A 23,782-nucleotide genomic window follows, 5' to 3' on the forward strand; every position below is an offset into this window, starting at 1 on the left:
AGGCAGTACAGCACCAAAACTATGATAACGGGCGGGCAAGATGCCCACCCCACAATAGGAGTTAATTTCTGGTAAATTCCTTAGATGCAGACGTAGGGGTCTTAGTGCCTTGAATATAGGATAAACTAATAAGAAGCTGAAATAATAGAGATAAAAACAAGATGCTATGCACAAGTTAAGAGTTTTCCCAAAAGGAAATTATACTTGGCAAGTATCATCAAGAGTGCTGAGTTGTTTATTTGCCTATAAAAAGCTATACAATTTAGCTTTTGGTGAAGAAGGAAACTTTCAGTACGCATACTTTTGCATTGTTTGTACTTTGTAGTGTCCTAATCCATGCCATCCCTGAATCTGGCGATCGCCCGTCTCATCAATACTGGCAAAGATAGTTTCGCCATTTGGGTGGTTAAGGCTCCCTATCCCAGTGGCTATGTTCTGCGTGACTGTGCTTGGCCTGTTGAACTCACTCAAGTTTGGCAAGAATGGCAGCAAATGTTTGCTGGCCATAGTGGAATTCATATTTCTTCAGATACCAGACCCCCCTTAACAAACCCAATTCCTTGGAATTTAGTCTCACCCCCCTCCAACCAAACCACAGGTTATGGTAGTCGCCTCATGCAGTACTTGGGAATGAACTTGTGGCGTTGGATATTTGATGGGCCAATTCTCGGCAGTTTTGAACGTAGTCGCGGTATCGCTATGGGTCAGCATACACTTCTGCGCTTTCGTTTAGAAATTCGTGACCCAGATTTAATTGCTCTACCCTGGGAAATTATGCAACGGGAACCCGGTCAGCCGGCAATGTCCCTCTCCCCGGATGTGTTATTTAGCCGGACTACTACTGAAGTTGAAGCTTTACCATATTTACGCACTGACCAAGCCCTAAAAGTGTTGTTGGTTCTGGGACATGACCAAAACCTGCAACTGCAAAAGGAAGCCGCTATCCTAGAACAAACGCTGTTAAATGGCAATCATTACCATAATTATGCACCCTGTAGTGTCAAAACTCTCATCCAGCCAACACCCCAAGAGCTGATTCAAGAGTTGGAAACTAAAGCATATAATGTGTTTTTCTATGCTGGTCACGGTTTACCAAACCCCGACGGTGGATTGCTGTTTTTACGCCCACAAATGAGCCTCAATGGTATAGAATTAGCCCAAGCATTAACTCGCAGTGCTGTGAAATTAGCTGTGTTTAACGCCTGTTGGGGCGCACAGCCAGCAGCTATTAATCATCAGGCTATCCCTACTAGTAGTTTGGCAGAAGTGTTAATTCGTCACGGTGTGCCGGCGGTTTTGGCAATGCGCGATGAAATTGCTGACCGGGAAAGCCACAGTTTTATTCAAGCTTTTGCCGAAGCATTGCGATCGCGTAAATCAATCGATGAAGCAGTGGCAGAGGCTAGGCAAGAACTGCTAACAATATATAAGTATAATCAACCGGCTTGGACTTTACCCGTTCTCTATCTCCATCCAGACTTTGATGGTGAACTCATCAAAGGTTTTGATGACAGTGTAACGGAAATGCCAGATATTACTATTTCTAATCCTAATATTCCCAGGTCGGTCGCTTTATTGCGATCGCTTTCCCCCGGCGGTCGCACTTGTCCTTTAAGAACAGGTGTCACGCGCATCGGTCGCACGGAAAATAATGATATCGTCATTCCTGAACGCTATGTTTCTAAGGAACACGCGGAAATTTTATGTCGGAATATTTCTACCGAAACTACTCAAGTCCCCACTTATTATCTCCAAGATTTTTCTACCTTTGGTACGTGGTTTTTAGGAACTAACGGTTGGCAACAACTCCTGCGGCGGGAGCAAGTTCCCTTAAAATCAGGTATGCAGTTAAAGTTTGGTAGTCCCAGAGGTGAAATTTGGGAATTTGTGATTGAGGATGTTTAATTGGGGACTGGGGAAGAAGAGGGGAAGGGGGAAAGGGGACTGGGGAAGAAGAGGGAAAGGGGAAAAGGGGAAGGGGGAAAGGGGAACTCACAAGTGTAGGTTTTTAATCTAGCAGTGAGTAAGGACTCTAAAACTAACGAGAAAATCGTTGTTTTATTCACCCCTACACCCCTATACCCTTACACCCCTACACCCTAAAACCCAGGTTTTTGGAACACCAATAAAAAACCTACACCTGTCAGGGAAGGGGGAAAAATTTGGTTCTTATTTGTAAGTTTCTAAATGTCGGGTTTTTGTTGAAAAACTATTCAGCGCTTAAACATAATATCGATAATTAATTATCATAATTTTTTCATATTCCTTTTTATATATTTTATTTGCGTATTTTCTGGGAAAAAGATTACTTACAAGGGATCAAGATTTTGTTAGTATATGTAAAAATTTATTTTAACCCTGCCTAAAACGTAATTTGGCGTTATACCAGACTAACCACAACGCACAACTGACACAAGCAGTGCAGTAAATGGACAATTGAAAGATTAAAATAAACTATTTTTTTTTGCGGAAATCTCAATCTGACTGCTGTAGCTTTCAATGTCAACAACCTAATTGAACAAGGGGCAAACAATGATTCATAAAATTAACAGTTCAGACACTTGCCATTCTGTAGGATCTCAAATCGAACTGGATTTGTTAGCAGCTTTATTAGAACCAGAGGATGCAGCCTATCCTTGGAATCCCAGTGATGACGGGTCAGCAGCTTATTTTGACGAACTCGAACGGCAATTCGCAGCCCAAGAGGTTTTAGATGAAGAACTTACAACTAGAGCGCAGGTTTTTTACGACAAACTTGATAATCTATGGTCTGAATTGAGCTTTTCTTCATACTACAATAATAATACAGAATCGACAGTTGTAGATCACCTTCAAGAAAATTTATATACAGCTTTTGCGGCTGGTGTCCCTCAAGGTTGGCTAAGTGCGATCGCCACTAAAGCCACAGAGATTGTTTCATCTGGGCAATCTTTAGGTGAGCAATTAGTAGAGTGTGTACAGAGTGTATTACCCACATGGGCAACAGATGATTTGTCAATCTTAACCCGTCCCTACGCTTATGCTATGCGGAGCCGGGAAGGACAAAATTTAACCTCTATAGTTGATAACGTGAATAGTCAAGATTGGTCTAGTTTATCAGAAGTTGAACAGGCGAAGATGAGTGTGGCGATCGCTTACTATGCCATCCAACAACTCAATGATTCTCAGCCTGAATCCTAATACCAGCTTGGGATTTTAGATGAAAAATCTTGATTAATGTAGTCCAGCAACGGTAAACAAAACTATCTTCGCTAATTTCGTATAACTTCTGTTGTAAGTTTTTATTTAATCCCAGTGAACAGTTATTTTACTCACAGGTCACATTGTTGTGGCAAATTTTTGATTTACAGTGTTAGCTTTTACTTATAACAAATGATAGTATTGTTACAATACGCTGATGAAAAAATTAGAGCAATCTACCCTAAGATAGATTTATTAGGGGACAGGTTACAGGGGACAGGGGACAGGCTAAAGAGGCGATGAGTGTAAAGGTTTTATGATTGATGTCTTGATTGCTCTGGTGACTGCGATAAACTCAAAGTAAACCGAGAGATAATGACAAAAACAATTCCTCAAACTCCCAACTCAGCACTTCACTTAGGATCTAGGAAACGAGTAGCAAAATTTTGCGATCGCGTCGGTGATAATGCTCTAGCCTTAAGAATTGCTGCCATTAAGAAAGCATAAGACAAGACCCCAACAACAACTAAGAGTAAAGTATTACTGTGTCCGGCTGTATTCCATAAAGCATGAAGTGCGGCGGCGCTGAAGTAGCCAACGGCGAGAATCTGTTTAGCATGACGGGGTTTGAGTGCAGCGAGGCCGATGAAATATCCTAGATAACCACTATAAGCCATGTGTCCAGCTGGTAAACCCAAAATTCTGGCAATCAAGACTTGTAAGCCTACATCTGAACCCGCTTGTAAGGAAGCGGCTGGGACATATTGACCGAGAGTTTCCAACAAAGTAAAGCCGACAGCCGAAGCCGTTCCCAAAAGGATACCATCCAAAGGTTCCCAAATGCCGATACGTTCGCGCCAAGGTGAGGGTAGTCCCAAGGCGATGAGATATGCTGCCAATATAGGTAAAGCTTTGAGTAATTCTTCCATCAACCCAGCGCCAAAAAAGTACCCCACAAATAACTCTGTGAGGCTGTTGATGGGTTGGTCTACTGCTGGTACATCACCAGGAAGAATCACACGAAAAATGTAGATAAATAAATTTAATATTGGACTGAGCAAAATTAACGTTGTTGTCAACGCTGCACCGACTAGCACCCACCAAGGTTTAGGTTTACCGCAAAGTTGGTAAATAAAATAGTAAGCAGCTAGGGCGATGTAAGTAGCTACTATTACTTGATTGGCTTGTGGTCTTCCGACTGTGGCAAACATCAGCACCACAAATACCACCGTTAGTATTCCGGGGACAAGGTAAGCTTTACGGGTCAAATCTTTCCCGGTGGAAATGATGGGGAAAAGCTGAGTGAAGCTGACCGAGTCTGGCTTTTGTTGGGAATTTTTGGCTGAAGGGAGGGGTGCAACTTGGTTAGTGATAATTGTCGGTTGGGGTGCAACTGCGTACTCGAACAGGAATTGCGGCCCATCAGCACCTAAAGAAATGCGATCGCCTGCGTGCAATTCCTGACACCCATACAAGCGTTGATCATTTAGATAAGTACCGTTAGCACTATTCAAATCACAAAGTACCCAGCTAAATGTGCCATCTACAGATGAAGCGACGGGACGAACCACAGCATGACGGCGGGACACCATTCGATACATCATGGCATCTAAAACAACTTGGCAACTGGGGTCACGTCCAATTACTACTTCTTTACTGGTAAGCGAGTAGCGAGATTCTGACCCAAATGCTGCTCCATTACCAGACACTAGCCGCAGAAAAGCATTATGTCTTGCGTTTTTGCCTGTCATCGAGTAGGTATTTCCAAACTAATTCATAAAATGCTTGGCATTGGGGGGTTAACCTTGGCCGTGCCAATAGCAGCATTGCTAAATACACTATAGCTCTACTATCTACGAATAAATTTAAAATTCACGCATACAAAATTTAAAATTATTTTTCTTAATTGTGACAAGTCTTATTACTACAAAAAGTATTGTTTGTACCTGATTTATTTAGATGTGTCAATTCTAGAAAGCCTGACATTAATAAAAAGTACAGATGGGTAACAAATATTCAAGACACTTAGGCTAGAGTGAACAGGACTTACACAACTGGCACAATAGTAGCGTCAGATGTAGAAAATTCCTGAATTTGTCCGAAATTATTGGGTCTGCCGCACCCTACAGTTAGTTTATGACACTGGCGTAAGTTCTAGTAAAGTGGGTTAGATTGAGGAAGAAAACCCACTTCATCATGCTCTACGAGAGGTGGCGCTAAAGGTTGCCAACGGGTACGGCATATATCGGCGGTTAATTATTCTTAACCCAAATACTTATTCATAAAGTTTATCAATAATATAATGTTTCCCAGTTTTCTGCCATCACAAGCCAATCAACTTAAAGACACAGAGGCGATCGCTTTCGGGGAAAATATAGAAAGGATACCTTTTCTCTCTCAACATGGGTAATAAAAATTGTGTGCAATTCTTATCCAATGCCAAAATTACCACTACCACCAGCACTTGTAGGTTCAGAATTAGGTACTTTTACCCAGTATACAGTTACTCAACGAATGCCTGCGATCGCTCGTAGAGTTGTAGGAGAAAATGATTTTTCCCCAGAAATTAATTCTAGGTTAGAAAATCTAGCTACAGAGTTACAACTAGGTTATTTAGTACCTCTAGAAAATGATAATAGTACGGATTTTTCCGCTTGGAATAACTATCTACAAACCTACAATGGTCAGCGTTGGCTAGACGTGCCTTGGTTCTTTGCTGAAACTTACTTTTATCGACTAATTTTAGAAATTACTCATTATTTTCGCCCTGGTAGATGGCAAGGTATTGATCCATTTCAATTACAAAAATCTCAAGGTTTAGAAGCATCTCTCGATTCAATTATTCTTTTATGCAGCCAAGTAAATAAATGGGTAGATGATTGGCAAACTGAGGGAGAAATAAATCAAACAGCTTTAATTACACTATTATATTTTGCTTTGTGGGGAAATCGAGTTGACCTCAGTTTGTGGTCTGCATTTGAGAGCGATGGCGTTCCGCCCAGCGTAGCTGATCGCAGCAGATTTGATGTTGAAAGTCAGTTAGGGAACATACTAGTTAATGATGCTGCTCAAGTCAGAGACTTGTTAACTAGTGGTGAGGTAAAACGGATTGATTTTATCGTAGATAATGCTGGTTTTGAATTGGTATGTGACTTATGTTTGGTGGATTTCTTATTAAGTAGTAAGTTGGTTAATCAGATTTATCTGCATTTGAAACCACATCCAACTTTCGTTTCTGATGCTATGATTAAGGATGTATATGATACAACTAGCTTTTTAGTCGCTAGTAGCAATCAGCAGGCTATATCTTTGGCTCAAAGGTTAGAAAGTTATATTATGTCAGGGTGTTTAGTCTTGTCTGAAGATTATTTTTGGACATCACCTTTAGCATTTTGGGAAATGCCGAAATATCTGAAAGATGAGTTAACAAATACGGGTTTGCTGGTAGTTAAAGGAGACGCAAATTATCGCCGACTGTTAGGCGATCGCCATTGGCAGATTACTACTAATATAGCTGATATCGTTTGCTATTTGCCTGCACCAATGGTAGCCTTACGTACTCTCAAATCAGAAGTAGCAGTAGGTTTAAAATCTGAAGTTGTCGAGGAAGTCGCAAAATCTGACCCTTCTTGGTTAACAAACGGGCAATGGGGTGTAATTCAGTTTGTAGCTTAGTAATTGAAGAATTGTCAGCATAATTTACAAAATATAAGCTAGATGTTTTAATTGCCAAATCAAATGATAACCATAAGTTTTAAACTATAGGATTTAGGCTGATTTTTAAAATATACATAGCCTAGCGTATCATGCTTTTGGCTCCCTGCACTATCCACCCTACAAATACTAAGATTTTTTACAAAAAAATACATTTTAGTCAGATAATCAGTGCGAAATGAAGAATTTAATACTAAAAATTATAAGTTTGGTAAATTGTACTGTATTCTAATAAAGGAATTAGTGACAATGAATTATAAAATAATATGAGCTTATCGAGTACCGCTCTCCAGCAGCGAGAAAAAGAAGCTAAGGCACTCAGGTCGTTTCTTATCTACAGTTCAATTGGCTCATTTGTACTACATATTGGGCTACTGACTTTATTTCTTGGCTATTTTTTGATAAAAAATCCTCAAGTTAAAGATGAGCCAATTGAACTGACGCTTATAGAAGTGCCAAATCAGGAAGTAAAAAAACTCCCAGAAATTGAGAAATCGCCATCAAAAGTAGATGCTGGTGGTGGCGGAGGTGGTGGCGGAGGTGGTAAGTTTGCTCAACAGCAAACCTCCACAAGTGCAGATACCTCTTCAAGGTCTGTGGTAAAACAGCCAACTGTACAACCATCCCAGCAATTGTTACCGCAGAAAATACCAGTTATTACTTCTCCAATACAAAAGTTAACTGATACATCAAAGACTTCGCCACCACAGCCAACAACACCACCCGAAACTTCAAAGCCAGTTGTAACTCAGCCACCAATTACAAATGAACCTCCATTAGAACCAAATAGTTCTACCGCAAAGTTGGTTGAACGCTTGAAGAGTCCGCCACCGCAACCAACCACACCTACTACACCATCAAAGCCAGTAGCAAACTCAATACCACCAGTTCCTGCATCTTCACCTGCACCTACGTCTATTAATCCTCCATCAAATGGTACGCAGCGATCGCAACCTTCTAGCCAAACTCCTGGTAGCCGTACCACTAACGGTTCCGGTAATTCTACCAGCAATGGTTCTAGCAATGGTTCCGGTAATGGCGTGGGTAATGGCGTGGGTAATGGCTTTGGTAACGGTTCCGGTAATGGCGTGGGTAATGGTGTTGGTAATGGCGTGGGTGATGGCGTGGGTAATGGCGTTGGTGACGGTTCCGGTAATGGCGTTGGTAACGGTTCCGGTGATGGTGTTGGTAATCAACCAAAGAAAGAAGAAGTCGCTACAGCACCAAAACCACCGACGGATCAAGGCTCTTTCTTAGACCGTGCAGATTGCATTAAATGTGACTATAAATATCCAGATAGAGCCAGACGATTAGGTATACAAGGTAATGCAAAAATGGCACTTAATGCGGATGAAAATGGCAATATAACTAGTGTACGGCTAATTGATTCTACAGGCGATCGCGAACTGGATGAAGCAGCGCAAACATCAGCACGAGATTGGAAATTAAAACCGAAAGATGGAGGTAGACAAGGGGTGCTAGCTATCATCAAATATAGCTTAAAAAAGCGACCTTGAACTAATAATAATTACAGCGTTTTTTGTTTCACCGAATGTTGCACTAGCCAGCAATGTAAGCCTACGATTAACAACGCCAATGGTAGCATCAACAGGGGGATAATTTCTAAACTTGCCCAACTTGCTGCCCAACCTGCGCCAGTTGGTATAAGTGCTGCGCCAAAACTGGCGACGCTGGTGGCGAAGCTAACAGCCGCAGGAACAAGGGCTTCTGGTAATCGTTGGGGTATGAGCCAGATGGTGGCGGGAAAGATTGCTGCCAAGCCAAAGCCAATCAAGGGTAAGCTAATTAATTGATCTGGTAGTTGCCACCAAGTCAGCAATCCCATGATTACCAAAGTTAGGGACATACTGATGGTGCGGACTCCCCCAAGCCGTTGTAAGAAGTAACCTAAGATAAAACGTCCCAAGGTTAACCCTAACCAGTAGGCACTGACGCTATAACCAGCGATGAGTTGGGGAGTTTGACGACCGACTGATTGTACAGTGTATGCCCAGCTACCGATGCAGGCTTCGACACCAACATAAACCAGCAGCAGTAACCCAGTTAATAGTACCACAGGATTTTGGAGCGATCGCCCTAAATTTTTTACGGCAGTTGCATTCGATGCCGATATGCGTTGTGTCATTGGGGTGTAGCGGTAAATTATTACACCCAAGACGCTGACGATTAATAAGCTGACGATGCCCGCTAATACATAATAAACCTGCCGCCAGTTCATGCTTAATGCTAGTAAAGTAGTAGCGATGGTGGGGCCGCAGAATGCGCCAATACCGTAGAAACCATGAAGCAAACCAATCAGATTGGCACTGCGCGAATCTTGGACAATGTAAGTGTTAATGCCTGCATCAATTAAGCCAATGCCCAAACCCAGCACGCTTCCGGCTGCAACCATGAGTAACCAGTAGGGGGAGGTAGCGTAGATGATGAGTGCCATTGTCAGCGCCACCGCAGCTATCAGTAGCATTTTTCCTAATCCGAGACGGTTACTCACTAGACTGCTGGTAAATGCTGCGAGAATATAGCCGCTAATTTGACTCACAAATAGCAAGCTGACGGTTGCTGAACTCAGCTCATAGGTTGATACAATGGAGGGCAAAAGCACCCCTAACCCGGCTTCCGCAATGCCAATGGCGATAAAGGCGTAAAAAGCGATCGCCACTCCAATCCACAGAGGCGCTTGGGTGTGTCGATAATCTGTCATTGGTAGAAATGCTCCTGCCTGAAAGGATTCAGTTACTGAGATTTACTTAGTTGATCATGCTCAAAAATTACTTGATGCCCATCTCTCTGGAGTGCGATCAGCTACGCTGGGCGGAACGCCATCGCTCTAACTTCTCACCTGTAAATGTGCATAAATAAGGAATAACCACTAGCCGCCAGAATGAAAAGTATAATTGTAGAATATATCACTACATCTCTAACTATAAATAAAATCCAATCTTTTCTCAGTTCCTGTTTAAACTTGAGTTCTTGCAGTCTACGCTCAAGTTTTGAATTTTCTTGAGACTGTTTGCTTTTTGTGAATACAATTAAAGGATTTTCACCTTTAGTAGTAATTCTCTGTGAGATATCTATTACACTTGTCATCTATTAAATACCTACAATTTCAGATTCAAGGTTTTGCTTATCGTCTGTAATCCAAACTTGTTTACCTTGTAGCTTTGCTTCTAGAGCTACTTCTAAAAGGATGATTCCTTTTAGCAATATTTCAGCAGTATCTCCATTAATCTGTTGTTTTAACTTGTTGATTGTTTCATACAATTCTGGTGACAAGTCTAAATTAATTTGTATCCGCTCAGGTTTATTTTCATCCATCATTTTTAGCTCATAAGGTAAAACTAATATCTGCCAAATTTTTAATTCTCAATTGGCTCTGCAATGATCAGCCTAAAAAATCATGAGTTTTTACAAGATTATTTTTGTAATAAGAAAGTCTGCAAAAAAATAAAAAACAATATTTTAATTCTGAGAAATCAATATAAATATGATATTTCTTAAATAACTTTATCCAGATGTTGATATCTTTAACCATTCCGATGCTTCGTTATAAAATTTAAATTGACTTTCACTAGCACGGAACTCTTTAGTATGAACCATTCTTTTTCCTTGCACCCACTTTGTGCCGTGGTATTTATGTAATAATTCGTGATACAATACAAATTCAACTACAAACTCAGGTACTTTAGCATCATCAAGAGTTAAGCTGATCACTACCCTATCTCTAGCTGACTCATAATGTCCTAATTTACGGTAAGTGTTAATTCGACTCCATGCTAGACGCGGTTTAGGAAGGCTGGAAAAGAAATATTCATGATTGACTTTATCAAATAATTCATCAAGATTATAAAACTTCCCTTGTGGGTTTTCTGCCATTACCTCAGCAATCAAATCAAGCTCTAATAAAACATTACTGTACTCTTCTGTACTGGCAAACTCTCGAATGATTTGTGTATTCTTTTGTTTCTTACCCAGAAGTGCAGATTCTACTAACGCTTGTAATACTGCATTTGGTGCATTGATAAAGCCTTCACTAACCATGATACTAGCTGCGCTAGTAGATATTTTACCTTTATATAGCCCAGCTATATTATTTATGGCAATCATTAATTGCAGTGGTTTTTGACCTCGCATACTCAGAATATCTTTAGCCATTTTCCACATATAGCAAGTATTTTTTACGTGGAGGTGGAGATAATCCTCATCTGTTAAAAATTTGAGCCATGCGTATATTTTACGAGATTGGTCAGCCAGATTTGCTGGTGTTGCTTGTTGTTCGGCACATATTTTCTCAATTATTGTTGCTTTTGTAATTAAACTTTGATGTAGTTGTTTTATTCGCCATGAGTTCTCCTGAAAATTTGAGGCTAAATGCAAAATTTCCTGTAAAATATTATTTTCTTGGATTTTAATATTTTTTAAATAAATAATTTTATGATCCATTTTTAAGTGAGTTATTAATGTATGTTGAGTAAGAACGGTTCTATTTTACACCTTTTTCTCAAACATAAACAGGGTTCAGAAATGAGACAAGTTGACGAACTCAGTTTAAAAGAAGGTTATGGTATTGCAGAAGATATGAATGCTAATCCCATCAGTCCCAGACAAGTTTTAGTTGTCAGACATGAAGATATTATAGACTTGGCAATTCCCGCAGGAGAATTACGGGAAAATATTGTCATAGCAGGAATCACATCTGATAATTTTACTTCTGGTTCTCTGATAACTTTTGATAGTGGGGCTGCTATTCGTTTAACTTTCCCTTGTGAACCATGTAAACGCATAGCTCATTTAGTAGATTCTTTAAAAACTCTGCAATATAAAAGAGGTATGTTAGGTGTAATTATCAAGTCGGGTATCATTCGTGTGGGAAATAATGTTCAAATTAAACCCGCTCAGTTCCCAGCATTGTCTGAAAACCCTTATGAACGCTTTCTCGATTTTATATTGAAAGTACCAGCAGGCAAAGTAGTAACATACAAACACATACTGGCAGCAATTGGAGTAGATAAAAGTTATCTTAGGGCTATTCCCACATATCTTAAAAAGACATCTGCTGATAATTATCCAATCCACAGAATTTTAGACTCTCAAGGTTATTTAATCAAATATGCCCCTAATCAAAAGAGTAAACTAGAGTCTGAAAGTATAGAAGTCTTATATGAATCAAATTTATCTAGGACTGTTAATAAACATTTTGTAAAAATTAATAAATATTTATATCAAGACGCAACTATTTATAGCAAATGACAGATGACAGATGACAGGTGACAGGGCTGTATTGAAATATTTATTGCTTCAAAAAGGTAGAACTCAAAATGAATTCCACACAAGACAAACGCGCATTAATCACAGGTGCTAACCGAGGAATTGGATTTGCGATCGCCCAAGGTCTACTAGCAAAAGGTTATGAAGTAATAATTACATCCCGCTCACTTGATCACGCCCAACAAGCTGCTCAAAAACTGCAATCAAAGGTGATTCCCATTGAGTTAGATGTTAGCGATGACGACTCGATTAACCAAGCAGTAGCAACTTTGCACCCACAAATTGATCGCTTAGATGTTTTGATTAATAATGCTGGGGTGTATCCAGATGAAGGTGTAAATATTCTCACCATTTCCCGTGAGTTGCTTGATGTGACGATGAACGCCAACACATTTGGCCCCATTCGCATGGTGCAAGCATTTCTACCTTTGTTAGAAAAATCCCAGGATGCTAGAGTGATTAATGTTTCCAGTGGGTATGGAGCATTGGAAAGTTTATCGGCTGATGTCCCAAGTTATTGTCTATCAAAACTAGCATTAAATGGGGCAACAATGATGTTAGCACAAGCTTTGCAAGCCAAAGGGATCGTGATTAACGCCATGTGTCCGGGATGGGTGAAGACAGATATGGGAGGCGCATCAGCACCGCGATCGCCAGAACAAGGAGCAGACACAGCAATTTGGTTAGCAACTGAGGCTCCAAGCCACATAAGCGGGAAGTTTTTGCGCGATCGCCAAGTCATCTCTTTTTAGATAGGGGTGCGCCAAATCTTAATAGTCCCATCTTGACCACAACTAGCGATTGTTTTGCCATCAGGATTAAAAGCAACAGCCCAAACTAGCTGTTTATGCGCTCTAAAAGTGCTGATGACTTTGCCAGTACTAATATTCCACAGTTTAACACTGCCATCTTGAGAGCCACTAGCAATCTGCTTTCCATCTGGACTAAAAGCAACAGTTTTCACTTCACCCGTATGACCAATCAGATTATAAATTAGCTGACCATTACTAACATTCCACAGCTTAATAGCATTGTCACGAATACCAACAGCTAGATTGTTTCCATCCGGGCTGATAGCGACAGCATTTATCGATGATTTAGCCTCAAAATTGCCTGTTCGCTTCCCAGTCTGAAGATTCCACGATTGAATCCCAGATTGGGAAGCATTTGTGGCAAACAAAGTCTGACTATCAGAACTAAAAGAAGTTGGTTGATACTTGATGTGAGAAAATCCCATTTTATAAGCGTCAGGATCATCCTTAAGGCGGATGATTTCTCCGGTACGCCAATTCCACAATCTGATGTTAGACCCCAAATCAAGACCACTAGCGATGTACTTTCCATCTGGACTAAAGACTACATCAATCACTGGTTCTGAATGTTTAAGAGTGCGGATGAGTTTCCCACTCTTGATATCCCACAAATTCAGACTACCATCTTGAGAGCCACTAGCAAGAATCTGCCCATCTGGACTAAAGCTGACAGCCCAAGCCTGTCCTGATAGGCTGTGCAAGATTCGACCCTTGTTAGGATTCCACACTTTGACAGTTTTACTATCAGCACTAGCAAGAGTATGAGAGATGTTTGGAGAATAAGCCACTGAATAGCAAGCATCAGATTGGGTGGAAAGAGTATTAAGCAGTTGGCTATTTTTTGGCGATCGCGTAATTAAATCCTGACTGTCCGAAGTCAAGGTATTGCAACCCGAAACAGCGATGGTGACTACAGCCAAAATGGTAGCTGTTAGGTAATTGTGCAAAATATGGTTCAGAGTCATAGTTAGGAAGTTTCTCAAGCTTGATATCTAACTCGACTCGTGAAACTAAACCCTGTTCCACAATATTAGGACTTACGCAAGTGTCATCATCAATTCATCCCACACCGCCCTGACGGATGTGAGATGAATTTTTGTTTTAGCTAAATAACTGCAAGGGTAGTTAAAACAAGCAAGCAACCTAGCTGAATCACTAAACATACAAGACGGAATAGAGGATTAATTCCGGCTATGTGAATTAGAGAATGTACAAGCCTAAATATGATGTACACAACAACTAGCGAATCAACCACAGTTCCAGATACACCACGAACTGTCAGGAGAAACAAAACTCCTATATATAAAGGTAAGTTTTCTACTAAATTAGCCTGGACTCGATATAATCGCCAAAGCAAACTTTCGTCGTTTTGTATGCCAAAATCTTTTGGTGAACCGCCAGTAGATAGATGGCGAATTCTCACGGCTAGTAGAAGTACAACTACAGCGATCGTCCAGACAATGAAAATTACTAGACCCCATAAAGGAACTGTCATATCTGAAATCATATACTTCACCCCGGTAAGCCGACTACTGTTAATTTAACGCTTCTTTTGCCAGTTATTGTGAGAGTGGTTAAAGATAAAATTCGCAATAGCCTGGGGCAAGACTATTACATATCTTCTAACTCAATTCCTTTAGTTTCTCTAATAAAAAAGAGAACGAAAAAGAGTGAGATAGCCGCCGCAATTGTATATAAACCATAGGCAGAACCCAAGCCGAAATATTGTAGTATGGGAGGAAATGTTGTGGAAACAAGGAAATTCGCCACCCATTGCATAGCCGCAGCAACTGAAAGTGCAGCAGCGCGAATCTTGTTATTAAACATTTCCCCTAACAGTACCCAGGTAACAGGCCCCCAGGAGAAACCGAAGCAAAATACATAGAGGTTGGCAGCGATCAGAGCCACAATACCTGCATTGCCTGTTAAAGTAGGATTACCAGCCGCATCAACTGAAGCCCTGGCAAATGTATAAGCCATCGTTCCCAAGGTCACAGTCATACCGATTGAACCCAGAATGAGCAAAGGTTTACGACCAAATTTATCTACAAAGGCGATCGCAATCAATGTAGTAATAATATTGACAGCACCTGTAATCACCGTAATCGTCAGAGAATTTTTTTCGGAAAACCCAACGGCTCGCCATAAAATACTGCTGTAGTAGAAAATGACATTAATCCCGACGAATTGCTGAAGTAGAGATAAGCCAATGCCGATCCAAACAATTGGCAAGAGTCCGCCACTTCTGGTAAACAGGTCAGAAAACTTGGGCTGGCGTTCCCGCATCACCGTTTGGCGAATTTCCTCAATTTTTGCCATAACGTTACCGCCAATAATCTTATTCAGCACGTTAGCCGCTTCTGGTTCTCGTCCTTGAGCAACTAAGTAGCGAGGAGATTCGGGAATCATCAAAGCAGCCATCCCATACAGCACCGCCGGAGGAATTTCCGTCCAAAACATCCACCGCCAAGCGGCGATACCAAACAAAAATGGTGACTCGGCCGAACCTGCGGACACAGCAATAAAGTAGTCAGATAGCAAAGCAATGAAAATCCCCACAACGATCGCTAATTGTTGCAGAGAACCCAACCTTCCGCGTAAATGGGCAGGAGAACATTCTGCAATGTATGTTGGAGCAATCACACTAGCAACACCAACTGCTAACCCACCCAATGCCCGCCAAAAGATAAAATCCCAAATAGTAAAGGCAATTCCAGAGCCAATGGCACTGATGGTAAAAAATACCGCAGCAACTACCATTGCTTTAACTCGACCATATCTGTCAGCAATCTTCCCTGCATAGAAGGCTCCTAATGCAGACCCTAACAATGCCAGCGACACAGCCAGTCCAGTCAGTACACTATTAGCATTGAAAGCGGTGGACAAAGCTGCAACCGCACCGTTGATGACTGCTGTATCAAACCCGAACAAAAAGCCACCGAGAGCCGCCGCCCCCGCAATCAAAATGACATACAAGGTGTTAGTTTTACGTCGTTCTGTTGTAAGTGTCATATTTTATATCTCGTCATTATTAAGGGATTGGGGACTGGGGATTGGGGATTGGGAATATGCTTAAAAGCTGTTTGTTATGAGAGTTTTATGATTGCTCTGAGTCCTGATTTACCTAGCAACTGCTATGTAAAAAAGTTGATGTTACGGTTAATAGCTGTTGTGCTATTGGTCGCCATATGGAAAAACATTTGTGCAGCTGACAAAAGTACCAATGGCAATACTTAATCAAGTCGCTGCGTAGACGCAGAGCGGCTTGTCCTTGGACATCGCCTTTTTTGTTACATTCGTTTACTTTCTCAGTAAAAAAACTGGAAACAAACGATATATGTGTAGAAAAGTTAACTATGTTAAAATTCTTATTTAATACTGCCTTTCGTCTGGTGCGTTCTACCTTCTCCTAGCGATAGATATTCACACCAATCTGTCTTGTGACAGTTTCTAATACTGAGTAATAATTACTAATATATAATTTCTAACTATGTCTTCATGTACTTAGAGATGATTTATAGAGTAAACCTTAAAATGTAGTGGCGTGTCTAGCCTTAAATGTTGCATTACATTTAGAAAAAATCGAACGCAGATGAACGCAGATGAAAGCAGATGACAAGATGATAGATTTTTCACTAATGCACAAGTTTAGTCCGGTCGCGCCAGTAGCGTGACCGGACTAAATTAGTGCAATAAAAATAAATCTTGTAGTGTGGGCATCTTGCCCGCACCGGACGGGCAAGATGCCCATCCTACAACAAAGGAATAATGCAACATTTTAGTCTAGACAGTCCAGTAGGGTGCGTTAAAGCAGCGCTTAACGCACCCCATTTGCTGGTGCGTTACGGCTAACTAATTCCTAATTTCGCAAACGCTCAAATCCTTACATAGCCGTAACACACCCTACTTAATATTTACTAATATCAGTTGCATAATCCACCCCTGATTATGTTTTGACCATAATCACTGTGCAATGACTCTTGCGAGCAATATTCTCGGCAATATTTCCTTGCATTACCTGTTTTAATAAACTCTCTCGGCTAGCTCCCAAAACAATCACATCACTGTTGTCTTGATCAGCACAATCAAGTACAGCCTCAGAAATAGAATTGGCTTGGACTGGAGTAGCTACGACTGTACCTCTAACTTGGTTTTGGAGAAAGTGAGCAGACTTTTCTAGTAATCTGGTGTCAGGAGTTGATTCACTAGGCGGAAAAACTTGGCATAGCTTGATTTCGGGTGATGTACTCAAAGAAGCCAGAGCAGGTAATAATTTAATTGCTTGCTGAGAGTTAGGCCCCCCAGCCATTGGTAGTAACCAACGGTCAAAAACTCTTTGATCATTCAATTTAGCTAAGACCACATGACAAGGAGCTTGGCGAATTACAGTATCCACTACTCGGCTAAAAACTCTCCCTGGAGTGGCTGTACATCCTTTCCATCCCATCAGCACCAAATCGATGTGTCTTTCTTTCACCGCCTCTAAAATTGGCTCTGCTACATTATGGGCGACGCGAATTTGGGTGTGAATAGGAATGCGCCAATCTTCACCTAATAATATTGCTTGCTGCAACAGGCTGAGGCTTTTGGCTGTTTCTACAGGTGTTTGGGAGGGAATGCGGTTAGGTGGAACTATAATTACTTGTAAGCATTCTATTTCGTAATTGTGAGCTTTGGCGATCGCACCTGCCATTTCTAGTAAAGTCTGCGCTGTCTGTGGATGTGCAAGCGGTACTAGCAACCTGCCTTTGCCTGTAGCCGGAGCGCGAGTTTGATGAATAATATAAGAAGGTGCTGATTGAGGTTTTATTTCTGGGCTATTGCCATTTAAGCGCTCTGCTTCGACACGAATAATATCACTACGGCTAATAATTCCTACTAATTTTCGACCTTCTGTCACAGGTAAGCAACTGAGGTGATAACGATTAAGTAGGTGGAGTACGTGAGCTAGTGTAGCTGTGGGAGTTGCTGTCACTGGCTCTGGTGTCATAATCTCACTGATAGGCGTATCTGCGCCTAAATGTTGCGAACCAATATCAACTAAATCTTTCTGTGCCACGATTCCCACAACTTTACCATTGTTGACAACGGGAAAGTTGCGATGGTGAGATTGGGAAAATGCCTGCACTGCTTCCTCAATCGTCATTTGGCTAGATAGGGTTTCCACACGCCGTTGCATGACATCTGCGGCTGTGATTTGTGATAAAAACCCTTCTGCACTCGGTTGTTTGCTGATGTGAATGCCTTTCCACTCCAGCAACAGGTCATAAAGTGACCTTTTGTCAAACTTTTCGGCGACTAAATAGGCAATCACCGATACAATCATGAGCGGTAACACCAAATTAAAATCCGTGGTCATCTCAAAGACGATGATCACGGCTGTGATTGGTACTTTGGACACGCCACTAAACAACGCAGCCATGCCTACCTGAGCATAGGTAGTTGCAGCGCTCATCCCCAGTAGACTCTGTTCTGTAGCCCCGACTAGGTAGCCAAGGGCTGCTCCTAATACTAAGGTGGGAACTAGTAACCCGGCTGGCGCTCCCGCACCGTAGGTAAAGATGATGAGGGTAAATTGGACTAAAAGTGCGATCGCTGCAAATAGCCAATTAGCATTACCGAGAAGTAAAATTTCTCTCAGCCCCGCATTATTGCGAAAGGTCATGGGTAATAATGCGATCGCCACACCAGTAACTAACCCAACAATTCCCAACCGCCAAGGTAAACTCAGATTTAGCACCCGACGGTTAATTTTCAGACTAGCAATTATACCTTGATTAAATACAATACTTAGTATTCCACCTAACGTTCCCAAAATCAAGTAGAAAGGGATTTCTGGAGCGAAGAAGGTGGTATGAGAAACTGCTAAATTTACATTCAAATCTAAGCTGTGACTGCCGTAGAGGCGAGAAATCACCGCCGCAATAAAAGAGGACAAAATAGCAGTACCCAGAGTAATACCCGATACATCTTGTAATAATTCTTCTACGACAAACAGTACACCGGCGATCGGTGCATTAAAAGCCGCAGCTAAACCCGCACCCGCTCCCGCCGCGATGAGTTGACGACGATGTTCTGGAGAAGTGGGAACCCAATTACTCAACTGATTTGCCAAAGCTGCCCCAATCTGCACAGTTGGGCCTTCCCGCCCTAAAGGCATTCCCGCACCCAACACTAAAGTAGCACTAACCAGCTTTACCAAAGCAATCCGCAGATTTAACGGCATAGGTACACGAGCCAATACCGCCTTCACTTCCGACATCCCACTACCTGCGGCTGCCGGTGCGAAGCGTTCCACCAGCCAACCCGCTAAAACTCCTCCTAACAATCCCATCACAGGTAACACCAATAAGGCAGGATACAGGTAAGAAAGATGTACTCGCCATGCTCCAGCCCAGTCTACCGCCTGTCCTAAAAGCACTGCAGCCAGCCCAGAAACCAAACCAATCACGCAGGCTTCAACAAAAGCCAAACGCTTAGGTTTTAGCATTTGCCCCAAAAGCCTCAACCAAATAATCTTACTTCTAGCTAACATATTTTTAGCAATCACTTTTGATTAAGTGATGATAAATTTCTTTAATGTTTTACCGTTCACCTAATTAATAGTTTGTCTTAAAAAAATGAAACTACAATAAAATCTATTTAATTGTCAATCACCGATAAAAATGATAGAGGCTGACTCATGTTAGCAGCAAAGCCAAGAATTCCTGGGTCTCGATATTCGTAAATTAACTGCCCTTTGTGATCAAATAAAAATGTTCCCCCACGCTGAGTTAAGTAGGTAGAATTAGGAACATAAATATGCCAATTACTCAGGACTTCCACCATGTTGCGTAGCCGTAGAGTAGCTAATTCAAAGGGACGTTGAAATCCACCTCCGCCAGCGAATCGAAAAAACGAACCTGGAAAAGCAGGTAAAGGAGTACCTTGAATTATTTCATCATCTTGTATAAGTTGAGGCGCTTGGCGATCGCCTTTATATCCCCGAAAAACCTCTCTTAGCGTTCCCGGACTGCCAATCCCAGCACACATTAACATGAGATTGAGCCAAGCTTTCACAGATGGAGAAAGTCCAGGGAGAGAAAAATTTAAACCTGAATACAGTTGCAGTTTGTGATGTAGTTCTGCATGAGGTTCAACAAATAACTTTTCGGGGGGAAATCCTGTATACTCACAAAATCTGGTTCCAGAGTTGCGATCGCCAATTCCCACTGCACGAATAGCCAGTTTTTCCTCTGGCAACTTTTTAGTTTCGCGCTGTAACCACCAAGCATATTCCAGACTATCAAAATCCCCAAGTTGTGGCCAGACTAAAATCAGGATATGTGAAGCAGTTCCGCAATTTTCTAGTAGGGGTCGGGTCATGCCATCACTAACGCGCTGAAGTTCGGTCTGATTAATGATAGTGTAGGAATTCAAGTTTTGTCCTCCAAATACTCAGCAAGGGCTATGTAACGATTTGTTTACGAATAATCATTGTTGCCGAAGGTAGAGACACAAGTTCACGTCCATCTTGTTGATTTACCTTGGACGCTAACAGACTTAAGATTTCTTCGCGCTGTTGGGCAGAAAGTTTATCAGAATCAGCCTGACAAAAGAAATCCAATAAAGCTTTACTTCCTGAAGAAGCCTCCTCAAAGCACAGATGGACATCCAGATACTCTGGATAGTTTATCAATTCATACGACAATCCCAGTTCTTCAACGATTGTCTGCATTTTATCCATCTCTAGCATATCAGCAAAACCTTCTCCTGTGAAGGCAGCATACTTAAACATAGTCTCAAATATCACTGCTTCTCTGGTCTCAAGAGTAATCACTAAGAAGCCATCTTCCTTAAGCATTTCCAACCCTTGACGTATAATCTGCTGCTCATCATTGGGCATATAATACAAGCAGTGGGTATAGTGAATGATATCGAACTTTTCATCTGTCTGAAACTCTTGGACTTTTATTGGATAAACCTTTAATTCAACGTCAGAGAACTCTGGAACGTTAATTTCTTTTTCGTATCGTTGACGATGGAAAGGGTTTGGTTCAACAGCTAAATAGCGCAGTGTGAAATCCTTTGGTAGCTGTTGCTTAAGAAAACGTATTACCTGTACATCAAAATCACCAGGCCCAGCCCCTACACTTAACACCGCTACTTGTGGAGGTTGGGGATGTAAATGTTTTTGGATCAAATCGAGAGCAACTTGGCGATTTACCAGCCATTTTTGCAGAAAAACTTGATAGGCTGTATCATAAGCTTCATAAAGTTTTGTTTCTAGTTCATTAGTAGAAGTCATAAGCGTTTCCTAAAATTATGAGATAGTGCGACAGACATCCCAAGTTTTCATTGATATTGCAGTAATTCAACTTCTGCTCAAATGAGCAGATAGAAATATCACGTAGGACTAACTTAAATTACCTTATTACTCATGTTTCTATCACAGTAAAAACACTTGTTTTTTTAACTTTGCCAAGCTGTAATTATTCTGATTGATAATGCTTTATTCAGCCTGAATTAGAATCAAGCCAAGAACCCCTGCCAAAATCAAGGTCATAAAAAAAACTTTCATCGGACTAAAGCTTTCTTTAAATATCAATGAACCTAATAATGATGTTCCCATAATTCCTACACCAGACCAGACAGTATATCCAATACTAATTTCTATGTTTCTCAGAGATAAACTAAAGAAGCTAAAGGCCAGAGGATAGCCAACGAATGCACCTATTAAGTAAATTGGTTTTGAAAAGCCATTGGCAAATTTTAGTGAAGTTGTGCTAAAAATTTCGCAAGCAATTGCTAAAAATAGAAAAAGCCAGGACATTTATTTAATTCCTAATTGATTACTCATAATAGGTTATTTATAAAGTAAATATTAAGTAGTGGCGCGACTGGACTAAAATGTGGCAATAGGTTTGGATAAATTTGAACGCAGATGAACGCAGATGAACGCAGATGAACAAGATGATAGATTTTTAAATAATGCACTATTTTAGTTTGGTCACGCCAGTAGTAGCGCGACTGGACTAAAATGTGGCAATAGGTTTGGGGAAAATTGAACGCAGATGAACGCAGATGAACAAGATGAGAGATTTTTAAATAATGCACTATTTTAGTTTGGTCACGCCACTACTGGCGTGACCGGACTAAAATGTGGCAATAGGTTTAAATAAAAAACCGCCGATGAACGCCGATGAACGCCGATAAAACGGATTTTTTATTGCACTATTTTAGCCTTGCCACGCCACTACTAGCGTGGCAAGCTTAAAATGTTGCATTAATTAACCACAGAGGCACAGAGACACAGAGGTTAGAGAGGAAACTTATTGCACTATTTTAGCCTTGCCACGCTACTACTGGCGTGGCAAGCTTAAAATGTTGCATTAATTAACCACAGAGGCACAGAGACACAGAGGTTAGAGAGGAAACTTATTGCACTATTTTAGCCTTGCCACGCTACTACAATTTAATGTTTACTTTATAAATCATCTCTAACTTACTGCAATTTCCCAGTTTTTTTAAAACTAGTTATTTATACTTACAGCATATTTTGGGTAGATGAGGTACTAGCATAGAACCCAAAACAATGTAGAGACGTTACATGTAACGTCTCTACAGTATTTCACGAATATTGAAACTGCTGTATTTAATCAAACTGCTATGGTTGAGTAAGTTGGAAATCTTCAAAAACAACTAAAAAACCTTCTCCCTGTGGAGAAGCACACATTAGTCCCACTTGCAATATTTCTGCATGGCTAAGATATGTCAGTCGCAGCATTTGATAATTCTCACCATCCAGAGAATATTGTACTTCTATTGTTTCTGCGCGACGTTGTAAGTGCAGCCATAGGGCAGTTGATGGTTGCAATAAAGGAACTACCGACCAATCTGAGTAATCTCTTGTGACTACAGCACTGATGTTTTGCAACCCTTCAACATACTCAATTCCGCATTTGAGCCATGTATTTTCGTTTTCTCGAACCATTAATCCGGCTTGGTCATATAAAGCCTGATAATTTCCTATAACTTTGACTTTAACTGTGAAATCTCCTTTTACTTCTTGATAATAAAAGTTACCATTATCACGGATGAAATGATAGTGAGTCTTTTGCCAAAAATCGGTTTTTGCACCTGCGTGAACAGAAATAACTCCAGCTTGTTCATTCCAAGTAGAAGGTTTATTGTACCATTGCATCTGAGTCATAATTTTTGTACTAAGTACGGTGCAATTAAAGATAGTCGGTGAGGGCTGTCATTAGTCATTGGTCATTGGTAAGGGTTTCCAGCCTATTTACGTTTTTTAACATAATTTGTTTTATTTCCACTGACTTACATAGTATTAATTATCCTCATGAGGAGGTAACTCAACAAGTGCTAACCAAAAATTCTCAATTGACCTGACAATCTCTACAAATCGCTCCAGATCAATTGGTTTGACAAGATAACAATTAACGTGGAGCTTATAACTCTTGAGAATGTCAGCTTCATCAGAAGAAGTGGTTAAGACAACAACTGGGATCGTTTTGAGATTATCATCCGCTTTGATTTCTGCCAGCAATTCTCTACCATTCTTTTTTGGTAGGTTTAAATCCAGCAAGATTAAATCAGGGCGAGATACATGGGTATATTTTCCGCGTTTATATAAATAATCAGTTGCCTCTACTCCATCCCGAACGATATTTAATTGATTGATAAATTTACTCTCATTAAGAGTTTCTGATATCAAGACTGCATCACTTTTGGAATCTTCAACTAGTAGGATTTGGAGTACTTTTAATTGATTATGAGGTGACATAGTAAGT

The 23,782-nt window shown here is 40.9% G+C and carries 19 protein-coding genes; 6 read left to right on the top strand and 13 right to left on the bottom strand.

Annotated features, from left to right (window positions below; genetic code table 11):
* The first annotated feature begins 336 nt into the window (after positions 1–336).
* Together H6G83_RS28310 and H6G83_RS28315 are read left to right on the top strand one after the other, a co-directional pair.
* Complete coding sequence (locus H6G83_RS28310; protein WP_190478283.1) at positions 337–1,905, top strand: CHAT domain-containing protein; 1,569 nt, start codon at positions 337–339, stop codon at positions 1,903–1,905.
* A 627-nt stretch (positions 1,906–2,532) separates the two neighbouring features.
* Positions 2,533–3,180 (top strand): hypothetical protein, encoded by a 648-nt coding sequence (locus tag H6G83_RS28315; RefSeq protein WP_190478285.1) that lies wholly within the window; start codon positions 2,533–2,535, stop codon positions 3,178–3,180.
* Positions 3,181–3,593: 413 nt separating this feature from the next.
* Here the strand turns inward: H6G83_RS28315 and H6G83_RS28320 are convergent, their stop codons facing one another.
* Positions 3,594–4,931: a PrsW family glutamic-type intramembrane protease gene (locus H6G83_RS28320; protein WP_190478288.1), complete on the bottom strand. Its 1,338-nt coding sequence runs from the start codon at positions 4,929–4,931 to the stop codon at positions 3,594–3,596.
* A gap of 685 nt (positions 4,932–5,616) precedes the next feature.
* On the opposite strand from H6G83_RS28320, the gene H6G83_RS28325 reads away from it, so the two are divergent.
* Together H6G83_RS28325 and H6G83_RS28330 are read left to right on the top strand one after the other, a co-directional pair.
* Positions 5,617–6,855, top strand: a complete 1,239-nt coding sequence (locus H6G83_RS28325) for a damage-control phosphatase ARMT1 family protein (RefSeq protein WP_190478289.1) — start codon at positions 5,617–5,619, stop codon at positions 6,853–6,855.
* Positions 6,856–7,160: 305 nt separating this feature from the next.
* On the top strand, positions 7,161–8,411 hold the full coding sequence (locus H6G83_RS28330) for an energy transducer TonB (RefSeq protein ID WP_190478290.1): 1,251 nt from the start codon (positions 7,161–7,163) through the stop codon (positions 8,409–8,411).
* Positions 8,412–8,422: 11 nt separating this feature from the next.
* On the opposite strand, the gene H6G83_RS28335 is transcribed toward H6G83_RS28330, so the two are convergent.
* From H6G83_RS28335 to H6G83_RS28350, 3 genes are all read right to left on the bottom strand, one after another.
* Entirely contained in the window at positions 8,423–9,616 is a 1,194-nt protein-coding gene (locus H6G83_RS28335) for an MFS transporter (RefSeq protein ID WP_190478296.1), read from the bottom strand.
* A gap of 389 nt (positions 9,617–10,005) precedes the next feature.
* Positions 10,006–10,230 carry a DNA-binding protein gene (locus H6G83_RS28345; RefSeq protein ID WP_242044883.1) on the bottom strand — a complete coding sequence of 75 codons (225 nt, stop codon included), beginning with the start codon at positions 10,228–10,230 and terminating at the stop codon, positions 10,006–10,008.
* Positions 10,231–10,419: 189 nt separating this feature from the next.
* A complete protein-coding gene (locus H6G83_RS28350) occupies positions 10,420–11,355 on the bottom strand; it encodes a M48 family peptidase (RefSeq protein WP_190478301.1) in 936 nt (311 codons plus the stop codon).
* A 21-nt stretch (positions 11,356–11,376) separates the two neighbouring features.
* Here H6G83_RS28350 and H6G83_RS28355 point away from each other — a divergent pair, with 21 nt between their 5' ends.
* Together H6G83_RS28355 and H6G83_RS28360 are read left to right on the top strand one after the other, a co-directional pair.
* Entirely contained in the window at positions 11,377–12,162 is a 786-nt protein-coding gene (locus tag H6G83_RS28355) for an MGMT family protein (protein ID WP_190478303.1), read from the top strand.
* 68 nt (positions 12,163–12,230) lie between these two features.
* Positions 12,231–12,932: an SDR family NAD(P)-dependent oxidoreductase gene (locus H6G83_RS28360; RefSeq protein WP_190478305.1), complete on the top strand. Its 702-nt coding sequence runs from the start codon at positions 12,231–12,233 to the stop codon at positions 12,930–12,932.
* On the opposite strand, the gene H6G83_RS28365 is transcribed toward H6G83_RS28360, so the two are convergent.
* The 9 genes from H6G83_RS28365 to H6G83_RS28405 all read right to left on the bottom strand — a co-directional run bounded on the left by H6G83_RS28365 (position 12,929) and on the right by H6G83_RS28405 (position 23,775).
* Complete coding sequence (locus H6G83_RS28365) at positions 12,929–13,957, bottom strand: WD40 repeat domain-containing protein (protein WP_190478307.1); 1,029 nt, start codon at positions 13,955–13,957, stop codon at positions 12,929–12,931. The genes H6G83_RS28360 and H6G83_RS28365 overlap by 4 nt on opposite strands.
* A gap of 140 nt (positions 13,958–14,097) precedes the next feature.
* Entirely contained in the window at positions 14,098–14,487 is a 390-nt protein-coding gene (locus H6G83_RS28370) for an MAPEG family protein (RefSeq protein WP_242044886.1), read from the bottom strand.
* 116 nt (positions 14,488–14,603) lie between these two features.
* Positions 14,604–16,004 (bottom strand): sugar porter family MFS transporter, encoded by a 1,401-nt coding sequence (locus H6G83_RS28375; protein WP_190478313.1) that lies wholly within the window; start codon positions 16,002–16,004, stop codon positions 14,604–14,606.
* A 934-nt stretch (positions 16,005–16,938) separates the two neighbouring features.
* Positions 16,939–19,527 carry a chloride channel protein gene (locus H6G83_RS28380; RefSeq protein WP_190478315.1) on the bottom strand — a complete coding sequence of 863 codons (2,589 nt, stop codon included), beginning with the start codon at positions 19,525–19,527 and terminating at the stop codon, positions 16,939–16,941.
* Between the two features lie 107 nt (positions 19,528–19,634).
* Positions 19,635–20,411 carry a peroxiredoxin-like family protein gene (locus H6G83_RS28385; RefSeq protein ID WP_190478316.1) on the bottom strand — a complete coding sequence of 259 codons (777 nt, stop codon included), beginning with the start codon at positions 20,409–20,411 and terminating at the stop codon, positions 19,635–19,637.
* 28 nt (positions 20,412–20,439) lie between these two features.
* Positions 20,440–21,279 carry a class I SAM-dependent methyltransferase gene (locus H6G83_RS28390; RefSeq protein WP_190478318.1) on the bottom strand — a complete coding sequence of 280 codons (840 nt, stop codon included), beginning with the start codon at positions 21,277–21,279 and terminating at the stop codon, positions 20,440–20,442.
* Between the two features lie 204 nt (positions 21,280–21,483).
* On the bottom strand, positions 21,484–21,804 hold the full coding sequence (locus H6G83_RS28395) for a DMT family transporter (RefSeq protein ID WP_190478319.1): 321 nt from the start codon (positions 21,802–21,804) through the stop codon (positions 21,484–21,486).
* Positions 21,805–22,638: 834 nt separating this feature from the next.
* On the bottom strand, positions 22,639–23,184 hold the full coding sequence (locus H6G83_RS28400; protein ID WP_190478321.1) for a DUF1349 domain-containing protein: 546 nt from the start codon (positions 23,182–23,184) through the stop codon (positions 22,639–22,641).
* A gap of 135 nt (positions 23,185–23,319) precedes the next feature.
* Complete coding sequence (locus tag H6G83_RS28405; protein ID WP_190478324.1) at positions 23,320–23,775, bottom strand: response regulator; 456 nt, start codon at positions 23,773–23,775, stop codon at positions 23,320–23,322.
* Positions 23,776–23,782 lie beyond the last annotated feature (7 nt).

The sequence above is a fragment of the Anabaena azotica FACHB-119 genome (assembly GCF_014697625.1).
GTDB classification, from domain to species: domain Bacteria; phylum Cyanobacteriota; class Cyanobacteriia; order Cyanobacteriales; family Nostocaceae; genus Trichormus; species Trichormus azoticus_A.